This window comes from Bacillus sp. K7 (assembly GCF_053903245.1).
In genome coordinates this window covers 1364177-1386983 of the sequence record NZ_CP096406.1, presented here as the reverse complement: position 1 = coordinate 1386983, position 22807 = coordinate 1364177, and the positions used below count along the sequence as shown (strand labels likewise).

Below are 22807 nucleotides of genomic sequence, written 5' to 3'. Positions count from 1 at the left end.
ATGAAAAGCTGGAAAGTAAAAGAAATTGTCATCATGTCCGTTATCAGTATCGTTTTTGCCATTGTTTATTTATTATTTACGCATTTTGGAAACGTACTTGCAGGTATGTTCGGGCCAATCGCCTATGAACCGATTTATGGCATTTGGTTTATCGTTTCTATCATCGCCGCGTACATGATTCGAAAACCGGGTGCGGCGCTTATTTCTGAAGTTATCGCCGCTCTCGTTGAATGCCTGCTGGGAAATCCGTCCGGCCCGATGGTCATCGTCATCGGCATCGTTCAAGGTCTCGGGGCTGAAGCTGTATTTTTCGCGACACGCTGGAAAGCATACTCTCTTCCAGTCCTTATGCTGGCGGGAATGGGATCTTCAGTAGCCAGCTTTATCTATAATCTTTTTGTTTCTGGCTATATCGCCTATTCACCAGGCTATCTTTTCATTTTGCTCATAATCCGTCTTGCTTCCGGCGCGCTTCTCGCGGGACTTCTCGGGAAAGCTGTCAGCGATTCTCTCGCTTATACGGGTGTGTTAAACGGAGTAGCGCTCGGAAAGGAACTGAAAAAGAAACGGAAACGGGTATCAGAACATGCAAGCCTTTGATAAGCTTCTGACGGTTGACCAGCTCAGCTTCTCTTATGAAGAAGACGAGAAACCGGTATTTCAAAACATCTCGTTTGCGCTTCAAAAAGGAGAATGCGCTTTATTGTTAGGACCGAGCGGGTGTGGAAAAAGCTCGCTCGCCCTTTGTTTAAACGGTCTTTATCCGGAGGCTTGCGACGGCATACAGTCCGGACATGTGTTTTTATTTCAAAAACCGGTCACAGATACCGAATCTGTTGCTCAGCATGCCGGCGTCGTCTTTCAGGACCCGGATCAGCAGTTTTGCATGCTGACGGTAGAGGACGAAATCGCTTTCGGGCTGGAGAATCTGCAGATTCCAAAAGAAGAGATGACAGAGAAGATCGATGCCGTTTTAAACACATTACGCATTCTACATTTAAAAGAAAAAACGATATCCACTTTGTCAGGAGGACAAAAACAGAAAGTTGCTCTTGCCTGTATACTGGCCATAGAGCCTGAGCTGATTATATTAGATGAGCCGACTTCTCTTTTAGACCCTTATTCAGCGCGGGAGTTCGTTCATATGATGAAAGATCTTCAGCAGGAAAAAGGGTTCAGCCTCCTTATCATTGAGCACCAGCTTGATGAATGGATACCTTGGATTGAGAGAACGATTGTACTGGACAAAGAAGGCAAAAAAGCGCTGGATGGCCGAACGGCAGATGTATTTCAGCACGAAGCGGAAACCTTAAAGAAACTAGGCATCGCAATTCCAAAAGTGTGTGACCTGCTGAAAAAGCGCAGCATCCCTTTTACTTTATCAAAAGAGCGACTGTTCAAAGAGCCCTTTCCTCCCTGCCATGCCGAAAAGAAAAAAGTTCATTTCGGGGAGAGTGTGCTGGAAGTCAGCAGCCTTTCGTTCGCACGAGGGCAGCAGACGATTTTCGAAGACATCGGTTTTTCATTGCGCGAAGGCACTTTGACGGCGCTTGTCGGCCCGAACGGCACCGGGAAATCAACGCTCTTATCCGTCCTCGCCCGTCTGATGAAGCCGAAAAGCGGAAAGATTCTTCTATATGGAAAGCCGCTGCAATCGTATAAAGAAACTGAACTGCGAAAACGAATGGGATTTGTTTTTCAAAACCCGGAGCATCAGTTCGTCACAGGCACAGTATATGACGAGCTGCTGTTCGGCCGGAAAGTAAATGCTGAAACTGAGAAAAAAGCGCAGCATCTGCTGCATCGTTTTAATCTTGCGCATTTGGCTGATCATCATCCGTTTGCCATCAGCCAAGGACAAAAACGGCGCCTGAGCGTCGCCACCATGCTCATGCATAACGTAAAGGTTTTATTATTAGACGAACCAACCTTTGGCCAGGACGCCCGCACGGCGGCTGAATGTATGGACATGATTCAGCATATTAAGGAAGAAGGAACCGCTGTTCTTATGATTACACATGATATGGAGCTTGTCTCTTCGTATGCCGACAGCGTCCTTGTCCTGCACGATACGAACCTGGCTTTTGACGGATCTCCAGCGCAGCTATTTTCTCAGGAAAAGGGGCTTGTCCAAAAAGCAAAGCTTACCCTTCCCCTTTTATATGAATGGATGGCCTGCCAGAAGGAGGTGCGTGATGAAGCAGCCGTTACATCATATTAATCCGGCAGTAAAAGCGGCGGCGGTTTTTTGCTGTGTCGTCATGCTGTCGTTCATTTACAACCCTTACACCCCTGCTTGTTTTTATGTCATCATCGTAGCGGGTGTCCTTGTGGCGGCCAACATCCCATTGAAAAAATGGTTTTTGTTTACGATTCCGTTTTTGATTTTGGCATTCGGGTGCGTATGGACAGCTGCTGTTTTCGGAAAGGTTCCGACAACTCCGGATAATTTCTGGTTTCAGGCCGGCCCTATCTCGATCAACAGTGATAATGTCTCTGTCGGCATCTCTCTCGGTTTTCGGGTTTTGTGCTTTTCCGCCTTATCAATGATGTTTGTTTTTACGACCGATCCGATTTTATTTATGCTGAGCCTTGTCCAGCAGTGCAAGCTCTCACCAAAGCTCGCATATGGCGTTATTGCAGGCTTTCGTTTTCTTCCTCTGTTAAAGGATGAAATCCAGCTGATCCAGCAGGCCCATAAAATCAGAGGAGGAGCGGCAGAGAGCGGGTTTATTGAGAAAATCAGCGCCTTAAAGCGGTATACCATCCCGCTTTTGGCAAGCGCCATCAGAAAAGCGGAGCGGACAGCGCTCGCAATGGAATCGAAAGGGTTTACAGGAAGCAGAAACCGGACATATTACAGGACCCTTACCGTTAACCGCCTCGACTGGCTGTTCTTGTGCCTCATTCTCTTGCTATTCGCAGGATCTTTTCTCGTATCCTTATGTTTTGCCTCATAAAAAATCCGCTATCGGCGATGATAGCGGATTTTTTCTTATTGATGATAGTTTAAAGCCTGGGCAAGATTGGTTTTAATTGTAATATTCGAAAAATCAATCCCCAGCTGTACAGCGGTTTGCGCGATTTCCGGCCTGATTCCTGACAGGGTTGACCTGACACCGATTAAAGTGAGCGCCTCGATCAATTTAAAGATTTGGTGCGCCACCATCGTATCAACCACAACCACACCTGATAGATCAATTAATAGATGCTCCACGCGCCTTTTTGCACAAGCATGAAGCGTGTTTTCCAGAATGAACTTTGCCCGCTCAGTATCAATGTCTCCGACAAGCGGCAGCAGAGCTGTTGATTTGCTCAGGGTAATGACAGGCGAGCTTAATTCCAAAATCATCTCTCTCTGGGCGTTTAACTGCTGTTTGGCATTCGCTTCAGCGTGATCAACGAATGTATAAATGGTAAAATCAAAAACTCTTACAATCAAATCGGCCCATTTTTGTTTCTCCTCCGGTTCAAGCGCCAACTCATTTTCTTTTGCGAACTTCTCAAGATACTTCGTATATAATCTCCGGTTTCTCATAAACTCCCGAATCACATACTGAACCGGAGTGTCGAGATGCTTTTGATCGTTCGTCAGTTCAATGACCCACTCTTGAAATTCTTCGAGAAATTGTTTTTCCGGTAAAACATACATGTTATTCAGATGCCTGTAAAACTCTCTGTCCTGCTCTTTCAATTCTTCCGTTACAGATGCATTATGTAAGGCGTAAAGCGAATTCGGATCACTTTCCTCCATTGTTTCAATCCATTCCTCTGCCATTTGTTCCACATGCTCTGAAAAAAATGCATATAATTTTTCATTCAGTTTCATCACACCGCTCCTTTCCCCAACACTATTATAACTTGACTGACAGCTGAATCCCAGTCATACATGCTGAGACATCCAATATTTTGAAATTTAATCATTCTTTGGGGTGTATCCTATTTTTTCAAAATGCTTCAAATGGCTCTGTCCGAGCGGTTGCTTTTTTCATATAATATGAGGCAACACCCTTGAATCCACTTGCAAGCATAAAAAAGGAGGGCTTTTTTATGAATGGTGAAATCCGCTTGATCCCGTATGTGACGAATGAGCAGATCATGGATGTAAACGAGCTTCCTGAGGGCATTAAAGTGATTAAGGCGCCAGAAATGTGGGCAAAAGGGGTAAAAGGCAAAGATGTAAAAATTGCAGTATTGGACACGGGATGCGACACAAGCCATCCAGATTTAAAGAGCCAAATCATCGGCGGAAAAAACTTCACGGATGATGACGGCGGCAAGGAAGATGTGATTTCCGACTACAACGGACACGGCACACACGTCGCCGGAACGATTGCAGCTAACGATTCAAACGGCGGCATTGCCGGAGTCGCGCCTGAGGCAAGCCTATTGATTGTAAAGGTTCTGGGCGGCGCAAACGGAAGCGGCCAATACGAATGGATTATTAACGGCATTAACTACGCGGTGGAACAGAAAGTTGATATCATCTCGATGTCCCTTGGCGGACCGAGCGATGTGCCAGAATTAAAAGAAGCGGTGAAAAACGCCGTCAAAAACGGAGTGCTTGTCGTTTGCGCAGCGGGTAATGAAGGTGACGGAAATGAACGAACAGAAGAGCTTTCCTACCCTGCGGCTTATAATGAAGTCATCGCGGTTGGATCTGTTTCCATAGCGCGTGAATTATCAGAATTTTCTAACGCAAATAAAGAGATCGATCTTGTGGCTCCGGGAGAACAGATCTTATCGACCCTTCCTAACAAGAAGTACGGAAAACTCACCGGCACTTCAATGGCTGCCCCTCATGTCAGCGGAGCGCTTGCTTTAATCAAAAGCTATGAAGAAGAATCTTTTCAAAGAAAACTTTCTGAAACTGAGGTTTATGCACAGCTGATCCGCAGAACACTCCCTCTTGATATTGCAAAAACGCTGGCAGGTAATGGCTTCCTATATTTAACCGCTCCTGATGAGCTGGCAGAAAAAGCAGAGCAATCACATTTAATGACCCTATAAAATTATTTTTCTTATATAACATAATCCAAATATAGTAAATATAATTTCAAATTCTATGTTGACAACAAATTTGGATTACTGTTAAGATTACCAACAAATGATTTAACTTTTCAAAAAATTAATAACATTTTCTCTTATCGAGAGTTGGGCGAGGGATTGGCCTTTTGACCCCAACAGCAACCGACCGTAATTCCATTGTGAAATGGGGCGCACTGCTTTTCGCGCCGAGACTGATGTCTCATAAGGCACGGTGCTAATTCCATCAGATTGTTCTGAGAGATGAGAGAGGCAGTGTTTTACGCAGAAAAGCCTCTTTCTCTCATGGGAAAGAGGCTTTTTATTGTGAGAAAACCTCTTAGCGGCCTGCATCCGCGGGTTAACGAGAGTGTTTTACATATAAAGGAGGAGAAACAATGACAACCATCAAAACATCGAATGTAGGATTCCCGAGAATTGGACTGAACAGAGAATGGAAAAAAGCACTTGAAGCGTATTGGAAAGGCAGCACTGATAAAGATACGTTTTTAAAGCAAATCGACGACCTATTTTTATCCGCAGCAAAAACACAAATTGACCAGCAGATTGATGTTGTGCCTGTTTCTGATTTCACACAGTATGACCATGTACTCGATACAGCAGTCAGCTTCAACTGGATTCCGAAACGGTTCAGACATTTGACTGACGCTGCCGATACATACTTTGCGATCGCCCGCGGAATAAAAGACGCCGTATCCAGTGAAATGACAAAATGGTTTAATACAAATTACCATTACATCGTTCCGGAATATGACGAGAGCATTGAATTCCGCCTGACAAGAAACAAACAGCTCACAGATTACCGCCGGATCAAACAGGAATACGGCGTGGAAACAAAACCTGTGATTGTTGGCCCTTATACGTTCGTCACGCTTGCTAAGGGATATGAACCCTCTGAAGCAAAAGCGATCCAAAAACGCCTTGTGCCGTTATATGTACAGCTTCTGAAAGAGCTTGAAGAAGAAGGCGTAAAATGGGTTCAAATCGATGAGCCGGCGCTCGTCACCGCCTCTAGCGAGGATGTCAGCGGCGCAAAAGAATTATTTGAAAGCATCACAGGTGAGCTTTCCTCCTTGAATGTGCTTTTGCAGACGTATTTTGATTCTGTTGATGCCTATGAAGAGCTGATCTCTTACCCGGTACAAGGAATCGGCCTTGATTTCGTTCACGATAAAGGCAGAAACCTGGAACAGCTGAAAACACACGGGTTTCCAGCAGACAAAGTGCTGGCAGCCGGCGTTATCGACGGACGCAACATTTGGAAAGCGGATCTCGAGGAACGCCTTGATGCCGTTCTTGATATTCTGAGCACTGCAAAGGTTGATGAACTGTGGATTCAGCCTTCCAGCAGCCTGCTGCACGTTCCGGTAGCGAAGCACCCTGATGAGCATCTGGAGAAGGATCTGCTGAACGGCTTATCCTATGCAAAAGAAAAACTAGCCGAGCTGACAGCTTTGAAAGAAGGCTTGGTATCAGGAAAAGCGGCGATCAGCGAACAGATTCAGCAGGCGAAAACTGATATCCAGGCGCTCAAACAGTTTGCAACAGGCGCACATTCTGAACAAAAGAAAGAGCTTGAGCAACTAACCGATAAAGACTTTAAGCGCCCAATTCCGTTTGAAGAACGTTTAGCCGTGCAAAATGAATCTCTTGGCCTTCCGCTTTTGCCGACGACTACGATCGGAAGCTTCCCACAGTCCGCTGAAGTGCGGAGCGCACGCCAAAAGTGGCGGAAAAATGAGTGGTCTGATGAACAGTACCAAGACTTTATCAATGCGGAAACAAAACGATGGATTGATATTCAGGAAGAATTGGATCTTGATGTGCTAGTGCACGGTGAATTTGAACGGACAGATATGGTCGAATACTTTGGTGAAAAGCTGGCCGGCTTTGCCTTCACAAAATACGCTTGGGTTCAATCATACGGCTCACGCTGTGTCCGTCCGCCAGTCATTTACGGAGATGTTGAATTTATTGAACCGATGACAGTGAAAGACACAGTATATGCACAGTCCCTGACATCCAAGCATGTGAAAGGAATGCTGACCGGTCCTGTTACAATCTTAAACTGGTCTTTCCCTCGAAACGATATTTCGAGAAAAGAAATCGCCTTCCAAATCGGGCTCGCCCTTCGCAAAGAAGTAAAAGCGCTTGAAGACGTAGGCATTCAAATTATTCAAGTGGATGAACCGGCGTTGCGCGAAGGCCTGCCATTAAAAACCCAAGATTGGGATGAGTATTTGACTTGGGCGGCGGAAGCATTCAGATTAACCACTTCATCCGTCAAAAACGAGACGCAAATCCATACGCATATGTGCTACAGCAACTTCGAAGACATCGTCGATACGATCAATGATCTTGATGCTGATGTGATTACAATCGAACACAGCAGAAGCCACGGAGGATTTTTAGATTACTTAAGAGAGCATCCGTATCTGAAGGGCTTAGGCCTGGGTGTTTATGACATTCACAGCCCCCGTGTGCCGTCAACTGAAGAAATGTACAACATCATCGTTGATGCGCTTGCCGTCTGCCCGACTGACCGCTTCTGGGTCAATCCAGACTGCGGATTGAAAACAAGACAGCAGGAAGAAACGGTTGCCGCATTGAAAAACATGGTTGAAGCCGCAAAACAGGCAAGAGCTCAGCAGACACAGCTTGTATAAAATAGAGAAACCATCTGTCTTTGGCAGATGGTTTTTTCTATTAGAAAGCGGAAATCGGTTTCCGATGCTTCCCGTCCCCTTCTATTAATATTTTGGCTGTTCCGTTTTCATCAAATTCCACAAGGCTCAATGATGTATCATGTATGTAAGCAGAATTCCATATGTCATTAAGGCGTTTTCACCGTAACAGGTTATAGGCAAACCCTTACCATATTTATTCACTCAATTCAGATGATTAAGATTGACACCCGAGTAGGTGGGGGTGACTAACCCCCAACCTCTCATACCGCCGTTGCACCGTCGTTTCATCTAAGTCCAACGCATGTTCTGATATCGGTTAGCTAGACCCTTGCGCCTTTTTTGTTTGTAGTTGTGTCAGTATCTGGACTGGCTGCACAAGGTCTGGTTGTACCTGAAGTCCCACTCCCCTCACTATTACCGCTTTTCCTTCTTTTTTGTTTTGACAGACTTTGATGGCCCTGTTGTAGATTCATTGCCTACTGCGTCAATTGCTTCTATTTTAAAGGTATACTTTGTTCCTGCTGCCAGCCCCGATACTTTATAACTGCTTTCTGTAACGGTAGCAAGTTCAGTTTCATCTTGATATACTTTATAACCGCTAACCTTGTCACTAGCCCCACTCCAGGTCAAAGTGAGGCCTGTATCTGTTACATTTGAGGTTTTTAACTTTCCTTTGTTCCATAGAGTTGTTGTATCTTCTTTAATCACCTCAACACCATCAACGATTAGTTTGATGTCACTGAAGGTAATGTCAGCATTTCTCGCTACAAACAATCCTACATAAACGTAATCGGAATCAATACTTGTTAATTTAAAATCAAAACCTCCTGTAATCGTAGCTTCAGTCCCAAACATAGCAGCATAGCCATCTGAATTGCTCTCAATCCGAAGGTTAACCGTATCTCCTGGGGATATTGGGCTCTCAGCCGTTCCACCTTGAGTAAGCACTCCACTCTTCCTTGCAAAGGAATTCCAATACCTTCCGTCTGCTGCTTTTGTCAGTTTCAAAGGTGCTGCTGCAACATAATCACCCAGAGCTGTCGTCATATTCGAATCAATGTACATTTCGTCTCTGGCCATCAAACCAAAGGATACTTGATCGTTGTATTCAAAACGATTAATCTTAGCTTTTGCAGTCAGCTTAAATGTACTGTTTGCAGGAACCTTATAGTAATACATCGCAAGCCCATCCACGTTACTAGCAATTTTCCCCTTATTATTCCTAACAGCGATGTGCATATTTCCACCATCATCGGTTTCTAAGGTTTGATTTTCCGTATTTGGACTACCACCAACATTACCAAAAACCGTACCTTTCCAAATTCCATAGTCAGCCCATAACTCACTTTGCGGCAATTCACCTGTATAAGATGGTTCCTCGTAATTTGGATTAGAAACGAGTATATCTGCTTTCGTTGGTGCTTGTGTATCAATTACATGCTCAGCTAGCCCACTAATGCCTAATGCCTTAATCGTCTTGGTGATAAGGTGTGCATGATAGGCTGCACCCCATATATTAGTGTGGGTATTATCTACACTTTCCGATTTCGACGATGTCCATGAATGTAGATACAACGTTTCATCCGGACCTAATTGATCATATACATTTTTCGTTAATGTTGTCATATCTACTACTGGAATTTCTAAATCACCGCCTAAATTTCGGATGGCTTGTGCATAATCTCCACCTTCAAATTCTCCAGAACTGGCTGTAATATGAAGATTCGAATTACTCCACTCACCAGTTGATGTTCTTCTTACAATTGGGGTAGTCAAGATGACTTGAGTTCCTGCCGCTTGAGCCTGCTTAATATAATTCTCATACAAAGAGTTCGCAAAGGATCCCTGATCCGAATAGGTTCCATTGGGATTTGTATATCTGTCAACTTCATGCTTCTCATCGTTATGCCCAAAACCTATTAATAAGTAATCTCCGCTCTTCATACCGTTTAGTAACGTTTGATACTCAGGATCAGCGATATAGCTTTTTGAACTTCTTCCTGACAATGCAAGATTTTGTATAGTGAATGAGCCACCCAAATAGTTTTCGATATGAGTCCCCCAACCATATCTTGGATAATAGTAGTTGTCTGAGAAGGCACTTACGGTTGAATCGCCAACAATCCAAATGGTTGAAGTAGGATCAGTCGTTTTTGCTGTTATTGTCACCTTTATGATAACTCCCGGAGCAAAACCGTCTACGGTTCCGTGAACTTTCACTGTTCCAACCTTTGTAGTGTCAACCGTATCCCAGGTCACATCCACATCCTTTTGAGTTCCATCACTGTATACCACTTTTACAGTTTGTGGAAGTTCAGCTGCATTTCCTTGAGTTACAGCTATATCTTCTGGTTGTACGATTGAAGTTATGATAGGTTGCTCCGGTACAGCAGATAGACTGTTAATTAAAGCTTGTGTTTCATTCGTCCAATAGTTATCTAACTCTTTTGTATAAACGCCGTTTTCATCACGAGTAAAAACACTTACTTCGCTGCGTGAATTAACTTCAAATAGTACACCCCCCTTACCGTCTACAGCGCCTACTCTTACAGGTGGAATCACGTAGCTGGAGATGTTATATCCAAGGTCCTGTATTCCCTTGGTTAGTAAACCACTGTTATAAAATCCTCCAATTTTATTATTGTGAGTTGAATCGGCAGGATTCATGATAGCCCTAGCTACAGGAGAGACTCTATTATTGGCTGCAGGATCATTTTTATATGCCTTTTCAAAGGATTCCTTTGTCAAATCAAACATATTAATGACTTCAACACCCTGCTCTTCACCCAACTGCTCAACGGCTTTTACATAAGCATTATTGGACGTTGTTATTGTTCCTGTTGTAGTATCCGTTGCATCATGATGAGGCCTAATCGTTCCATCGGAGTTAAAATATTGTCTTGAAACCGGAGTTACTAAAATAGGTGTGGCACCTGAATTTCTTGCTACATCAATATATTGCTGCAAATACCACTTGAAGGTACCGCTTGTATATGGAAAATACTCTGGCCCATATTTTGAAAGGCTCTCCGGCGTTGCTTCCTTCATACCCGGAACAGAAGGGTAAATACCATGTTCATCCGATTCTCCCATAGAGACAAATCTATCTAAAAGATATCCAGTTTGATTTGATGAATCATTATGTCCAAACTGAATCAGCAAGTAGTCACCAGCTGCAATAGTCGAAGCAATTTTATCAAGACTTCCCTCATTGATAAAGCTTCTCGAGCTTCTACCTCCGTTCGCATAGTTCACAATATTCACTTTATCGTCATTAAAAAAGCTCTGTAAATATTCTCCCCAGCCACCTGAGCCTGATGATGAGCCATAAGTCTTAACCGTTGAATCACCTGCTATATAAATATTTACACGCTCTCCATCCGGAATTTCATTATCTCCGCCACCGGATGAGCCAGCCTTAACCAAATTGTCAAGCTGAACAGACATCGGAGTGCTCTTTAAACCATTAACGGTTTCCGGTGTAACAACAGCCTTAATATAATAACCTTCATCGGCACTAGTTATCTTATAATTTTTTGAGATATACGCTGTTGTTGCATGGATTAACGTTTCCGTTCCATCAGGACTTACCTTATACCACTGGATTAACGAACTGTCGTTTTGATTATCATTTGGATCCTTAAACTCATAACCTAAGCTAATCGTGTTTCCGGTGTAAGGCATATTAATATCATCGTCTGTTGTAAAGAAAGGATTAATCTTAAATGTCGGAGCAGCATCACTGTCAGCTGAATAGTAAGATGGTTTCCACCCTCCGAGGTAATTCTCAACATTTATAGCGTCTGCTTGTTTTTTTGTCAAAACGGGTACTCTTCTTTGCGATGTATCGACAGCTTTACCATTATAAGTTGTGTTGTATTCTGCATAATTTGCATTTTCAGGTTGATTGCCAGACATCTCATGCCAACCGCTTGGATTCATGATATCGCTTGTCTGAAGCTTAGTATTTAGGAAGGTTACTTTTGCCCCTGCTCCCCATGGTCTTCCAAAATAACCAGGTGAAAACAGCTTTTCACTGTCTGCCGTAATTGTACTGTTCCTAAACAGGTACCCATAGGAAGCTGTATCTTTCGCTGCTGTTATATAACCGCCAACAGCCTGCTCACTGTAACCAGCAAAATTCAATGTAACATTATCAAATACTACGTTCCCATCACCAAATATATAATCTGTGTTGCCTTCTATAAAAGAGTTCTTAAAATAACTGCGATTCGTACCTGTATAAAGGGTATCCTGACTTCCAAGAAAACGACAGTTCAAAAATTCTGCACGGTCTCCCTCCATGATCATTGCTGCCGCTCTTTCTGTAGCTGCTTTTGACGTAACATCAGTAAAAGAATTTCTTTCTACATTTATAGAGCTTCCAGCTACATTGGCCAACTCCACACCATCTGCTAATTCCTCATCTGTCACATATTTGTTAAAGGAATTTTCAAATATGATGTTTTGAGCTTTGAAGTTTTCTGCAGCACTGGTGACATACACAGTACCTCCCCATTTACTGGCGGTATTTTTGGAATACTGATCAAATGCCCTCTCTTCATCATAGAAGCCGTCATCCCCGATGCTGTAATATTTATATCCAATACCGTAATACCACGTAATTTTCACTTGCGTATTTGGATCACTGGTTGGGTTTGGATTGGAATTCACAAGGGAAATGTATGGAGTTTGTATTACAAGCTGCTCCCTGTATACCCCCGGCGCAATATGAATGGTGATTCGCTGCTCTTCATTGCTCGGGTTCATTCTGGCCGCTACAGCAAGAGCTTCCTTCACTGTATGATAGTTATGTTCCTTTGAGCTATCACCAACATATAAGTCAGCAACCCATGAAAGGGGCTCTGGCTCCGAATGGTTAACAAACAGAATATCCTTTGTCGTATCCTGTCCACTAATAACGACGTGAGTGCTTGTGCTATCATTCTCAGAACTAGTCGCTGTAACGCTGTACACTCCTTCTCTGAGACTAACCGTATATCCTCCGTTCGAAACGGTCCCGGAATACACGTATCCATCATTAACATTAGTAAATGTCATACTTGAAATTTGAGCTGTTGATGATAATCCCTGGAATGTACCTGTTGCCGTATATACTGGTTTTTTATCAACTGTAATATCCTGAATAGTGTCAGCGCTTACATTTATTCGACCACCATCAACAACTTCATAATCATTGACACCAGAAATAACGGCTGTATACAGCAGTCCATCCTGAACATCAGCTGTAAATGTCATGTCCTGTGTATTAACTGTGGCTGTAACTGGTGAAGCAAGGCTACCCTCTTCAGGATGAAACTTAATTTGTAATTTACTTACATCATAACTGCTGTCAAAGCCCATAATATCCCCTCTTACTGTGACAAGCTGGTTAGCCACAACATCTAAGCTAATCGTTTTCCCCATTGCAATATCAGACGTTGACGTGCTAACTACCTTGGTTTCATCAGTAAATCTGTATTCCGGAACATCCTTTAAAGTGGCAATATACTCATAACCAGTTGCTAAAACTGCATCAAAGGTATTGTCTGCATTCATATTCACTGTAGTTGTATCACCTGTTGCCTGATTCGTAAACGTAAGTGCATAATCTGTAGAAATATCACTGCCATTTACATTCACAGCGCCACTTACCTTAACTCCAGGAGTTCTAACTACTCGATGGAACCAAGGCTTTCCTCCTGAAGTCGCAGAAACATAAATTTGATAGGAGCCTGAATACTGTGCTATAAACTCAACTTTTTGTGCTGTTCTAGTAAAATCAGCAGCACTATCCTGAACTTCCGAAGTATCCGGTGTTACGGTTACTTTTGAACCGTCTATACTTACCGCTGCGTGAACGAAGTGGATGGTTTCATCTCCATTGCTTGTGCCACCATATACCGTAATTTTATCTCCTGCAACAACATGCTCCAGAGTCAAAAACCTTCTCTCTGTACCTCCCGTACCATTTGCGTAATAAACGCCGTTTGATTGATATCCATCCTCATAACTGTGCTCTTGATTTTCCCAGCTACCAGAGGAGTTATCACCGACAGTCGTGCCATCAGCTTTATCATAATAAGACCTGTCACTTGTAACTGGATTAGCTACGGTTAAATCACCATAAGAAGTAGTTTCAAATGTACCAGATTTAATGGTGGTTTTCTTGTCAAGAATATCGGGTGTGATATTGTTGTTGTATAATTCCCCCGGCGTTTGAATTCCCCCAAAATCCCATACATCAATTTTTCTGCTGTTAGATGTGTCACTGGCTAATGCTAAACCACCAATACTGTTTAAGGCTAAGGTGAAAAGCGTTGTAAATATAAGGGCTTTCCTAAAAGCTTTTCTAGACTTACTTTGCATTATTACACCCCTCTCAATAATTGGTGATAGTTCTTTAAGTTCATGATCCCTAAACTTTGTTTCTTATACTCGCATCAAAGACATATTAGGAGATTAAATGGATTCGTCCGCTTTCGCATTTTTATCTAACAGCCATTATTCAACTAGATCGGACATCCCTTAATAATCGAATAGTGTGTCACCTCCTCTTTCATCTTTTCCTAGGTCTGCATAAGTATTATGAAGGTTGACACAATGTCAAAGTCAATAAAGCGCTTACATTTTTGTTATAGGAATACCTAGTAAAATATACTGTATCTCTTGATTCTCTTCCAACACATTGGCAACTACAATCCCAATAATATCACCAGTCACCTGTAAATTGTGATCCTCCATATATTGAAAAGGTTCATTAAGTAAAAATTTCTTTAAACTATTAGACTTACTGGCCTCGTCAATAGTTAACGGTAGCTTGGCCATAGTGAGCAGAGATTTGCGTTTATCATATTTTTCCGTATATTCATTATGTGCTATCTGATATTTTTCTAAATGGACGCTCTTTATGGCCCAACCTGCATTTAAAATGATATGGTCTCTTTCAACGTCTTCCTTTCGTATTAAGTAAATCCTTTGTACCTCAGGTGATACATTCAAAAATTTTTGTACAGTTACTAGTCTATTAGGTTCTTTTAAAATCTTATCCCCACTTTGATAAAGTACATATGACAAATCAACGCAATCTCTGATATAGCAATGGTTTAAGCCATTCGCCTTTTTCATTAGAACCAAATCATCTTTTAATCTATGTCTTAAATTTTTTAAATAGCTAATCTTATTGTCAAAATCCTCTATTTTCCTCTCAAATGCAGTTATTAACCCTGGCAATTCACTGCTCTTCATCTCGTCTATTTCAGGAAGTGTAAAATCATACTTCCGCAATAACTTTAGGTTCATTAACATGATAATATCTTCTTCATGATAATATCGGTAGTTACTAGTTTCAGATCGTTTCGAAGTAATATAGCCCATTTTTTCGTATCTTCGGATTGTGTTAGTGGAAAAGTTAAGTAAAGCCGCTACCTCACTAATCTTGTATTTCATAACAACCTCTCCTCAAAGTTTAGTGTATACTTCTTCACATCTATTTCCATCTTTTAGTGTATTTTCTGTACGATTCGATACCACTGTTGCTCCACACTAAGGAATCTTTAGTAAACCTGCTAGCAAGTATTTTCTTGATTACTTGATGTTCTCGTCTTCAAACAAATTGCTTGCTTCGTGCTCTTTGGATAGTTTCTTAGTTTTTCTGCGTACTCTTGAATCTTGACCTTCTCCTTCAGGTTCAACTTGATCTTTCTCGGATTTAGATTATGTTTGAACTCTCGGGAGGTGGTCAAAGTCTTTTGAGGTCGAGTCTCCATTTACCCGGGAGTAGAACTTTATCTGTGAAAACGGAGCGATATTTAAGCATATGTAAGTCACATGTTTCTAAAGAGAGACAGCTCTCAACGTGGACTGAAGAGCGCTTCCTCTTCTCATGACTTTTAATGGCCAGGACGATCCTACCATCTCTGTCGGTGCCTGACAGCGGATTTCGGGAATTTTCTTTTGCAACTCCCTTACTATAAAGGTTTCAAAGTAAGTTGATTACACCTAATATTCAGTTCATTATTGACAGCGCTTTCAAACGTGGGTATTTTAAAATTACAACGTTGTTAACACAAACCACTTTTTATATCCACTATTTAACTCCATTCTACTTCAATCGCAGCAAACTTATCCAAAAAACATGCCTGGCAATTTAATTTATCTGGAGGTGTTTGACCGAACTTACTTTGTCTAAAACTTATCTAAAATTATATAAGGAGGCGTTACTAAATGAAACAACCGCGCTTTGTCAAAAACATAGCAATGATTGCTATCTTTTTAATGTTGTTTTCTAATATGAATCTGACAGTGTTCGCACAAACTTTCAACAATCCACTTGGAGATGGATGGAGCTTTGAAGCTTTTGGCTCTAACACAAGTGACGGCAAAAACACGGCACCTACTGATAATGGGGACGGATCCCTTACAATCCTTGCTGAGGGCGGAAAAATTGCAAGCAATGAAATTGGTATATCCTTTCAGTCTTTAGAACTTAATGCCTCAGATAACTTTGAAATCACAACAACAGTGTCAGCCGACTCCTATAGTCCTGACAAACAGCATGGTTTCGGTCTGATGATACTTGATCAAACAGGTGAAGATAAAGATGGGAAAAACCGTCACAATTACATTGCTGTGGGGGCCCTTGATGGGGATCTTCGAGGGTATTACAGTAAAGGCGGGCTTACCAAGTTAGACGTTTTTCCAAATAGCGTAAGTCCCGCGACTGGAGAATCTTATAACTTATCTATCAGAAAATCAGGAGATACATTCGTTGTTACCTCCAATGGGGAACGTGAGACATTCAAACTTGAGGATGCCTTTTCGGGGGATATCTCAGTGGGATTGTTTGTAGCTCGTAATGGTCAAATTACATTTTCAAACACCACAATTGATGTCTCTGATGTAGTTACTGATGAACTTCAAGCAAACAAGGATGATATAAAAACTGAGTATCTGGGGGACAAAGAGCTTAGGCTGGAAGGATTAGAAGCTACTGCTGTTAATGGAGACCATTCAGAGCCTCCCGTTGCCAAGACACGTGTTACTGGATATCCTCGAACAACATATACCGTTGGGGATGCGTTTAATGCAGATGGTCTGGAAGTATCTAAAATATATGACAACGGAGACCAGGAAGTCCTAAACTCAGATGCTTATGAACTTGATACAAGTAATTTCAATCATTCAATCGCAGGTGTCTATACAATTGGTGTAAACCCAACTGACAGCTCAATCGACGGCACTTCGTTTGATGTAACTGTACGGGAAGAAGCAGAAATAGTTTGGAACGAAATCCGATTCGGCCATTCTACGGGTGATGATACAAACTATATTGAATATCTTGATAACGGAGGCACTCGAGTCGTTGCAGAGGGGACAAGTGCCGGCAAAATTACTGGTGATCATGATGGGATTACCTTCTATTACACCGAAATTGATGCTAAGAAAGATAACTTTACACTTTCTGCTGATATCAAAGTGAACGAATATGCAAAAGTTTCCCATGATGGTCAAGAATCTTTTGGTATTATGGCCCGTGATGCGATTGGTGAAAATGGAAACAGTGGTGTATTTGCTTCCAATATTGCTGCTATCGGAGGATTTAGCGGCGGCACAAAAGAAATGAATGGTACACAACTGTTTATCCGAACCGGGGTAGAATCTTCAGATGGAACTGGGAGTCAAGGGATTCAAAAAACGATGCTTAAAGCTGAGCGACCATCAATTGATAACACTCATCCTGCTGAAGACTATCGTTTAACGCTCTCGAAAACAAACAGTGGTTATACTGGACAATTAAATAATGGGGATGAGGCGGTTTTCTTTGAACCAGAGATTTTAGATGTCCAGGATGACAAGATTTACGTAGGTTTCTATACTGCAAGGTTAGCAGATATTGAAGTTCATCATATCGACTTGGATATAACAGCATCTGCTACTGATGCACCAAGGGTATATCCTCCTGCTGAACCTGCTGAACCTGTTGAGCCAAACTTCAGCATTGTATCCCGCGACAAAACTTCTGAAGCGAAATATGATTTACTATTGAAATCAAATGTTGACGGAGTCCTAACAGTTAAAGCTGGCCAGGAAGTAATTGCTGGCTATTTAAATATAACCGAAGGGGAAATTGTCAAGGTGCCTGCTACACTTAAAGAAAATGCTGACACAAACTTTCGTGTGACATTCTTGCCAGGCGACACCCAATATTTAACTTCTTACGATAAGATAGTGAAGAACTTTACCGTATCGATGAAAACTTTTAGAGATGATGAAGATATCCATGTCTCTCCTGATGGCACAAGGACTGGAGATGGCGCATTAGCAAATCCACTTGACCTAGATACTGCCATTGAATACGTGCAACCTGGACAACGAATTATCGTTGCTGACGGTAATTATGTAAGAGATTCTAAACTGGAAATTTCTAAATATAACGATGGTACAGAGAACTCGAGAAAGTATCTTGTCGCTGCTAACGGCGCACGTCCTGTTATCGACTTTGATAAACGCTCAGAAGGTGTCATATTAAGTGGTAACTACTGGCATGTAAAAGGAATTGATGTTGCACGATCTGCAGCTAACACAAAAGGTTTTGTGGTTGGCGGACACCACAATATTGTAGAAAACAGCAGATTCTATGAAAATGGTGACACTGGTTTGCAAATTAGTAGAACAGACGGTGATGCTCCCCGTGAAGAATGGCCGTCTAACAACCTTATTTTAAACAGTGAATCCTTTGATAATGCAGACCCTGCCCACAATAACGCAGATGGATTTGCAGCTAAGCTGACATCTGGAGAAGGAAACATTTTCCGTGGCTGCATCTCGCACCATAACATAGATGATGGCTGGGATCTTTACACTAAAGTTGGAAGCGGAGCGATCGGGGCCGTTACCATTGAGGATAGTATTGCTTATGATAACGGCACATTAACAGATGGTACGGTTGGTGATGGCGATAAGAATGGATTTAAGCTAGGTGGCGAAGGTGTCCATGTCCCACATATTATTCGAAACAGTATAGCATTTAATAACGGGGCAACTGGTTTCACCGGCAATAGTAATCCAGGAATAATCACAGAGGGCATCATCTCATACAACAATGGAAAAAACATTGACTTTTCTACGTACTCTGGAATTGAAGAAGACTTTAAGTTAAGTGGCGTTGTTTCCTACCACAGTGGAGTTAATGCTACTGATACCTATCCTAAGGACGCTCTATCAGACGATAACTACTTCTTTAATGGCAAGGAATCTGTGAACGCATCTTCAGATGTCATTACAGATGAGAACTTTGTAAGTTTAGATCCAGAACTTCCGTATGAACGTGATGAAGATGTAGAAGGCTTAGAATCAAATATAATCTGGGGGGATTTCCTGCAATATCTCCCAACTATAACAGCTGAGCTGGCGGTGCGCCCGGCTACATTAAAACTCAACGAAAATAAAAACAGCAAGGCAGTTTTAACATCTTATCTGGTATTTGCTGACGAAACTGTTTTAGAGAATATCGACTTTGCCAGCCTTCTTTTAAATGGAAAAGTCGTTCCAGCTGAACATCAAAAGAAAGATCCTGTCGTTGACTTTAACAATGATGGTATAGCTGCATACAAAATCGTATTTCCACGACAGCAGCTGTTAAGCACTCTGGAAAAAGGAGAGCAGAGGGTGACAGTTACCGGAACATTAACAACAGGGCAAAAATTTAGAGCAACAGGCATAGTTACAGTAAAATAATTCAAAAAGGTTGGTGCTTTCTCCGTTAAGCAGAACACTCTTGATGAAGAAAACCTAAATGAACAGGCAAAAGGCATACCTCACTGGTATGTCTTTTTTGCTACTGCTGAATTTTGGTGTTGACACTTTCTGAGATCCGCTAACAGGATTAGATGGCGATAAGCTTTGGGATAATGAAAATAAGCATGATAAAGCTCTGGTTCGTCCTTTTCAATCTCCTTTTGTTTTTTCCCTTTCCATGAGCCCAGTGACGTTTCTCTGAATATATGATCTATTACCAGCTGGAGCCTGCGCGGTCCCAGTACGGTTTTGCAGTCTCTTCTGTTCGCTTGCTCGGGCTGATGTAAACCTGATTGAATTCAATATCCCGCAAACGCTCCCCAAGAGCGCGGGCGTTGTATTGTCTAAGTTCTGTTAAATCAGAATCCTGCCAGCCCTGCATCCGTTTTTCAGTTCCATTGAGCCTGTCCGTGCCTGGCAATATATAAATGCAGCATGATTCCCCTCCTCTGATCTTAGAAAATCCCCCAAATATTTTGTTAATTTTGCACTTTTTCGAGAATGAATTTTGCCCTTTTTTCGGCTATACTGATAACACTCAATTGACAGGAGGGTTTGAAATGAGTCATGAAATGTTCTTAAAACGGGCTGTCGACCTTGCACTAGATGGAGTGAACGCAGGAGTTGGCGGGCCTTTCGGTGCTGTTATTGTAAAAGACGGTGCCATTATTGCCGAGGGGCGGAACAATGTCACAACAAGCAATGACCCGACTGCCCACGCGGAAGTGACAGCTATTCGATACGCCTGCGAGGCGCTTGAAACATACCAGCTCGATGACTGCATTTTGTATACGAGCTGCGAGCCATGCCCCATGTGCTTGGGTGCCATCTACTGGGCGCGGCCGAAAGCCGTTTACTTTGCAGCGAAACATACAGACGCTGCTGAAGCCGGATTTGATGATTCATTCATTTATCAAGAAATTGATAAGCCTGCTGAAGAAAGAACGATTCCCTTTTATCAAGTGACGCTGACGGAGCATTTATCCCCGTTTCAGGCATGGCGGGATTTTGCCAATAAGAAAGAATATTAAAAGGATCAGGCATGTGCGGCCTGATCCTTTGTTAGTTCGCTGAGAAGCCGCTGTGCCCGTATGCACTTCGGGTTGGCTTTCAGCGCCTTTTGCAAATACAAAACAGCAGTCATATGCTGACGCAATTCAGCATGGCAGACACCGAGCCAGCAGCTTGATCTAAAATCGGCTGCACCCTTTACCTGTATGTACTGATGATTTTCATGATTGGTTTGCAGGCAAGCTTCAAATGACGTGATCGCATCTCTGACTTTTTTAAGCTGATACAAGATTATTCCTTTGTAATAGTGAAGCGTACAGTAGTCGGGATAATGCCTCAGCGCTTCATTGATATCGCGTTCCGCTTCTTCGTACCGTTCTGCGTCAATGAATAATTTAACCTTTACATAATAGCTAGCAGGCGGCGGGATTTGCTTTTTTCTTTTACATTCGTTGATACAGTCCATTGCCAGCCGGATCGCTTTATCAACTTCGTATCCTCTCTCATACTCAACTGCTTTCTGACAAATGAGAAACGGGTCAGTGAAGGGTTTATGCGATTTTGCATTCAATAAACTGATGTTGCGTTGATGCTTTTGCTTTGCCTCCTGCTCTAAATAGCCGTAATGGTGAATGGTACATGGAAGCGAGAAAGTGCTGCTTGCGTCTTCTCCCTCAGGCCTTTCGCCAATACTTCCTGTAAACGTGATGTGTCGCTGATTCCGGATCAGCCTGATCTGACTTTGTTCAAACGCTTCATTTTCATTCCATTGCTTCCCTGTATAGCTTACAACCTTCACGCAACCAAGAGGCGGCAAGCTGTCAGTCAGCAGCGAAAGCAATAGGGCGCCCGTATCCGGGTCTAGTTCTTCATCAGCATCCAAGATTAATATCCACTCTCCTTCGGCATACTGCAAGCTTGCATTTCTCGCCTGCGAAAAGTCCTGTTCCCATCTATGATGATACACTCGGGCATGAAAGCTTGTGCAAATGTCTTCCGTACGATCGTTTGATCCAGTATCAACCACAATGATTTCATCAGCAATATGCTCCACACTCTCTAAACAGCGGGCGATATGGCGTTCTTCATTTTTCACAATCATACATACTGACAGCTTTGGCCTTTTCATGTGCTCACCTTTTCTCTCGTCTGAATTTACCTATACTACATGTATTCACACTTTGAATAGATCATGCCCGCCCCGCATGCTTCTGCACAAAAAAACATCCTGAGAACCCTCAGGATGCCGGTCATTATTTTAATTCTAATTTGACATCAATATTTCCTCTGGTTGCCTTTGAATAAGGACAGAAATCATGAGCAGCATTGACAAGCTCTTGCGCCTTGTCGCGATCCAAATCTTTCGTATTCACAACAAGTGTGACGCCGATTTTAAACCCGTCGTCGCTCTCATCCTTCATGAGGCTGACTTGTCCTTCAATTTCGGAATCAATCTCGATATTTTGTTCTTTGGCCACGTGTTCGAGCGCGCCGCCGAAGCATGCAGCGTATCCTGCCGCAAAGAGCTGTTCCGGGTTTGTGCCGGTTTGTCCTTCTTTTTTTGCATTGGGCATGACAATGTCATAATCAAGTACGCCGTCATCTGATGTAATATGTCCTGCCCGTCCGCCTCGCGCGGTTGCTTTTGCTGTAAATAGTGCCATATGTCTCAACCTCCTTATTTGTATCTAATAGTTATATTTCCCTTTCTGATCTTTTTAAACATGCTATGTTGCCGAGAATAGGAAAAGTGATGTTTTTCAGATACAATAGAATGGAATGTCAGAAAGAGTTGGTGAACAAAATGAAAAATGAATTTGACCATATGAAATTGGAGAATCAGCTATGTTTTTTGCTATATGCGAGTTCGCGTGAAATGACAAAGCAATACAAGCCGCTGCTAGATCAGCTGAATGTGACGTACCCTCAATATTTGGCTTTGCTATTGTTATGGGAACATGAAACACTTACTGTCAAAAAGATGGGCGAGCTGCTGTATTTAGATTCGGGAACGCTCACTCCGATGCTAAAACGAATGGAACAGCAGGGCTTAATTACGAGAAAACGATCTGAAGAGGATGAGCGGTCCGTGTTGATCAGCCTGACAGAGGACGGAGAATTACTAAAAGAAAAAGCGGCTGACATTCCTGGGAAGATTCTGGGACTCTCACATCAGTCCGGAGAGGACCTGAAACAGTTAAAATCCGTTCTATATACATTGCTGGAAATACTTCATCAAAAAAATGAGGATGCCTGATATGGAG

At 42.5% G+C, this 22807-nt stretch carries 13 protein-coding genes, 2 pseudogenes and 1 riboswitch; of the genes and pseudogenes, 8 read left to right on the top strand and 7 right to left on the bottom strand.

The annotated features are described in order from the left end of the window. The 3 genes from M1D98_RS07020 to M1D98_RS07010 are packed head-to-tail and all read left to right on the top strand — an operon-like array spanning position 1 to position 2960. Positions 1–600, top strand: coding sequence for an ECF transporter S component (locus M1D98_RS07020; RefSeq protein ID WP_268552301.1), 600 nt, complete (start codon positions 1–3; stop codon positions 598–600). Beyond that, entirely contained in the window at positions 587–2221 is a 1635-nt protein-coding gene (locus M1D98_RS07015; protein WP_121642429.1) for an ABC transporter ATP-binding protein, read from the top strand. Before M1D98_RS07020 ends, M1D98_RS07015 begins: the two co-directional genes overlap by 14 nt. Further along, complete coding sequence (locus M1D98_RS07010) at positions 2196–2960, top strand: CbiQ family ECF transporter T component (protein WP_121642428.1); 765 nt, start codon at positions 2196–2198, stop codon at positions 2958–2960. Before M1D98_RS07015 ends, M1D98_RS07010 begins: the two co-directional genes overlap by 26 nt. Positions 2961–2995: 35 nt before the next feature. Here the strand turns inward: M1D98_RS07010 and rsbRB are convergent, their stop codons facing one another. Next, positions 2996–3829, bottom strand: a complete 834-nt coding sequence (gene rsbRB / locus M1D98_RS07005; protein ID WP_121642427.1) for an RsbT co-antagonist RsbRB — start codon at positions 3827–3829, stop codon at positions 2996–2998. A 221-nt stretch (positions 3830–4050) separates the two neighbouring features. On the opposite strand from rsbRB, the gene isp reads away from it, so the two are divergent. Next, positions 4051–5010: a serine protease Isp gene (gene isp, locus M1D98_RS07000; RefSeq protein ID WP_121642426.1), complete on the top strand. Its 960-nt coding sequence runs from the start codon at positions 4051–4053 to the stop codon at positions 5008–5010. A 131-nt stretch (positions 5011–5141) separates the two neighbouring features. After that, a riboswitch (SAM riboswitch) is annotated at positions 5142–5296 on the top strand. A 127-nt stretch (positions 5297–5423) separates the two neighbouring features. Then, positions 5424–7712, top strand: a complete 2289-nt coding sequence (gene metE, locus M1D98_RS06995) for a 5-methyltetrahydropteroyltriglutamate--homocysteine S-methyltransferase (RefSeq protein WP_456280148.1) — start codon at positions 5424–5426, stop codon at positions 7710–7712. Positions 7713–7752: 40 nt separating this feature from the next. On the opposite strand, the pseudogene M1D98_RS06990 reads toward metE, so the two are convergent. From M1D98_RS06990 to M1D98_RS06980, 3 genes and pseudogenes are all read right to left on the bottom strand, one after another. Continuing rightward, a pseudogene (locus M1D98_RS06990) lies at positions 7753–7890 on the bottom strand (histidine phosphatase family protein); the annotation flags it as partial. Positions 7891–8147: 257 nt separating this feature from the next. Beyond that, a complete protein-coding gene (locus tag M1D98_RS06985) occupies positions 8148–14102 on the bottom strand; it encodes a pectinesterase family protein (protein WP_456280147.1) in 5955 nt (1984 codons plus the stop codon). Positions 14103–14357: 255 nt separating this feature from the next. Next, positions 14358–15182 (bottom strand): MerR family transcriptional regulator, encoded by an 825-nt coding sequence (locus tag M1D98_RS06980; RefSeq protein WP_010330470.1) that lies wholly within the window; start codon positions 15180–15182, stop codon positions 14358–14360. Between the two features lie 777 nt (positions 15183–15959). Here M1D98_RS06980 and M1D98_RS06975 point away from each other — a divergent pair. Next, positions 15960–19472, top strand: coding sequence for a bacterial Ig-like domain-containing protein (locus M1D98_RS06975; protein ID WP_456280146.1), 3513 nt, complete (start codon positions 15960–15962; stop codon positions 19470–19472). Positions 19473–19627: 155 nt separating this feature from the next. On the opposite strand, the pseudogene M1D98_RS06970 reads toward M1D98_RS06975, so the two are convergent. After that, a pseudogene (locus tag M1D98_RS06970) lies at positions 19628–19969 on the bottom strand (histidine phosphatase family protein); the annotation flags it as partial. 123 nt (positions 19970–20092) lie between these two features. Between M1D98_RS06970 and M1D98_RS06965 the strand changes: the two are divergent. Continuing rightward, positions 20093–20563, top strand: coding sequence for a nucleoside deaminase (locus M1D98_RS06965; protein ID WP_121642422.1), 471 nt, complete (start codon positions 20093–20095; stop codon positions 20561–20563). A gap of 5 nt (positions 20564–20568) precedes the next feature. On the opposite strand, the gene M1D98_RS06960 is transcribed toward M1D98_RS06965, so the two are convergent. Together M1D98_RS06960 and M1D98_RS06955 are read right to left on the bottom strand one after the other, a co-directional pair. Continuing rightward, positions 20569–21672, bottom strand: coding sequence for a glycosyltransferase (locus tag M1D98_RS06960; protein WP_435576743.1), 1104 nt, complete (start codon positions 21670–21672; stop codon positions 20569–20571). 124 nt (positions 21673–21796) lie between these two features. Further along, complete coding sequence (locus M1D98_RS06955) at positions 21797–22207, bottom strand: organic hydroperoxide resistance protein (protein ID WP_010330466.1); 411 nt, start codon at positions 22205–22207, stop codon at positions 21797–21799. 140 nt (positions 22208–22347) lie between these two features. On the opposite strand from M1D98_RS06955, the gene M1D98_RS06950 reads away from it, so the two are divergent. Beyond that, positions 22348–22800, top strand: a complete 453-nt coding sequence (locus M1D98_RS06950; RefSeq protein WP_010330465.1) for a MarR family winged helix-turn-helix transcriptional regulator — start codon at positions 22348–22350, stop codon at positions 22798–22800. Positions 22801–22807: the final 7 nt, after the last annotated feature.

What these genes read in the sequence shown, in the direction of transcription:
- M1D98_RS07020 (WP_268552301.1), top strand. Translation starts at nt 1, where the DNA reads ATGAAAAGCTGGAAAGTAAAAGAAATTGTCATCATGTCCGTTATCAGT.
- M1D98_RS07015 (WP_121642429.1), top strand. Translation starts at nt 587, where the DNA reads ATGCAAGCCTTTGATAAGCTTCTGACGGTTGACCAGCTCAGCTTCTCT.
- M1D98_RS07010 (WP_121642428.1), top strand. Translation starts at nt 2,196, where the DNA reads ATGAAGCAGCCGTTACATCATATTAATCCGGCAGTAAAAGCGGCGGCG.
- rsbRB (WP_121642427.1), bottom strand. Translation starts at nt 3,829, where the DNA reads ATGAAACTGAATGAAAAATTATATGCATTTTTTTCAGAGCATGTGGAA.
- isp (WP_121642426.1), top strand. Translation starts at nt 4,051, where the DNA reads ATGAATGGTGAAATCCGCTTGATCCCGTATGTGACGAATGAGCAGATC.
- metE (WP_456280148.1), top strand. Translation starts at nt 5,424, where the DNA reads ATGACAACCATCAAAACATCGAATGTAGGATTCCCGAGAATTGGACTG.
- M1D98_RS06985 (WP_456280147.1), bottom strand. Translation starts at nt 14,102, where the DNA reads ATGCAAAGTAAGTCTAGAAAAGCTTTTAGGAAAGCCCTTATATTTACA.
- M1D98_RS06980 (WP_010330470.1), bottom strand. Translation starts at nt 15,182, where the DNA reads ATGAAATACAAGATTAGTGAGGTAGCGGCTTTACTTAACTTTTCCACT.
- M1D98_RS06975 (WP_456280146.1), top strand. Translation starts at nt 15,960, where the DNA reads ATGAAACAACCGCGCTTTGTCAAAAACATAGCAATGATTGCTATCTTT.
- M1D98_RS06965 (WP_121642422.1), top strand. Translation starts at nt 20,093, where the DNA reads ATGAGTCATGAAATGTTCTTAAAACGGGCTGTCGACCTTGCACTAGAT.
- M1D98_RS06960 (WP_435576743.1), bottom strand. Translation starts at nt 21,672, where the DNA reads ATGAAAAGGCCAAAGCTGTCAGTATGTATGATTGTGAAAAATGAAGAA.
- M1D98_RS06955 (WP_010330466.1), bottom strand. Translation starts at nt 22,207, where the DNA reads ATGGCACTATTTACAGCAAAAGCAACCGCGCGAGGCGGACGGGCAGGA.
- M1D98_RS06950 (WP_010330465.1), top strand. Translation starts at nt 22,348, where the DNA reads ATGAAAAATGAATTTGACCATATGAAATTGGAGAATCAGCTATGTTTT.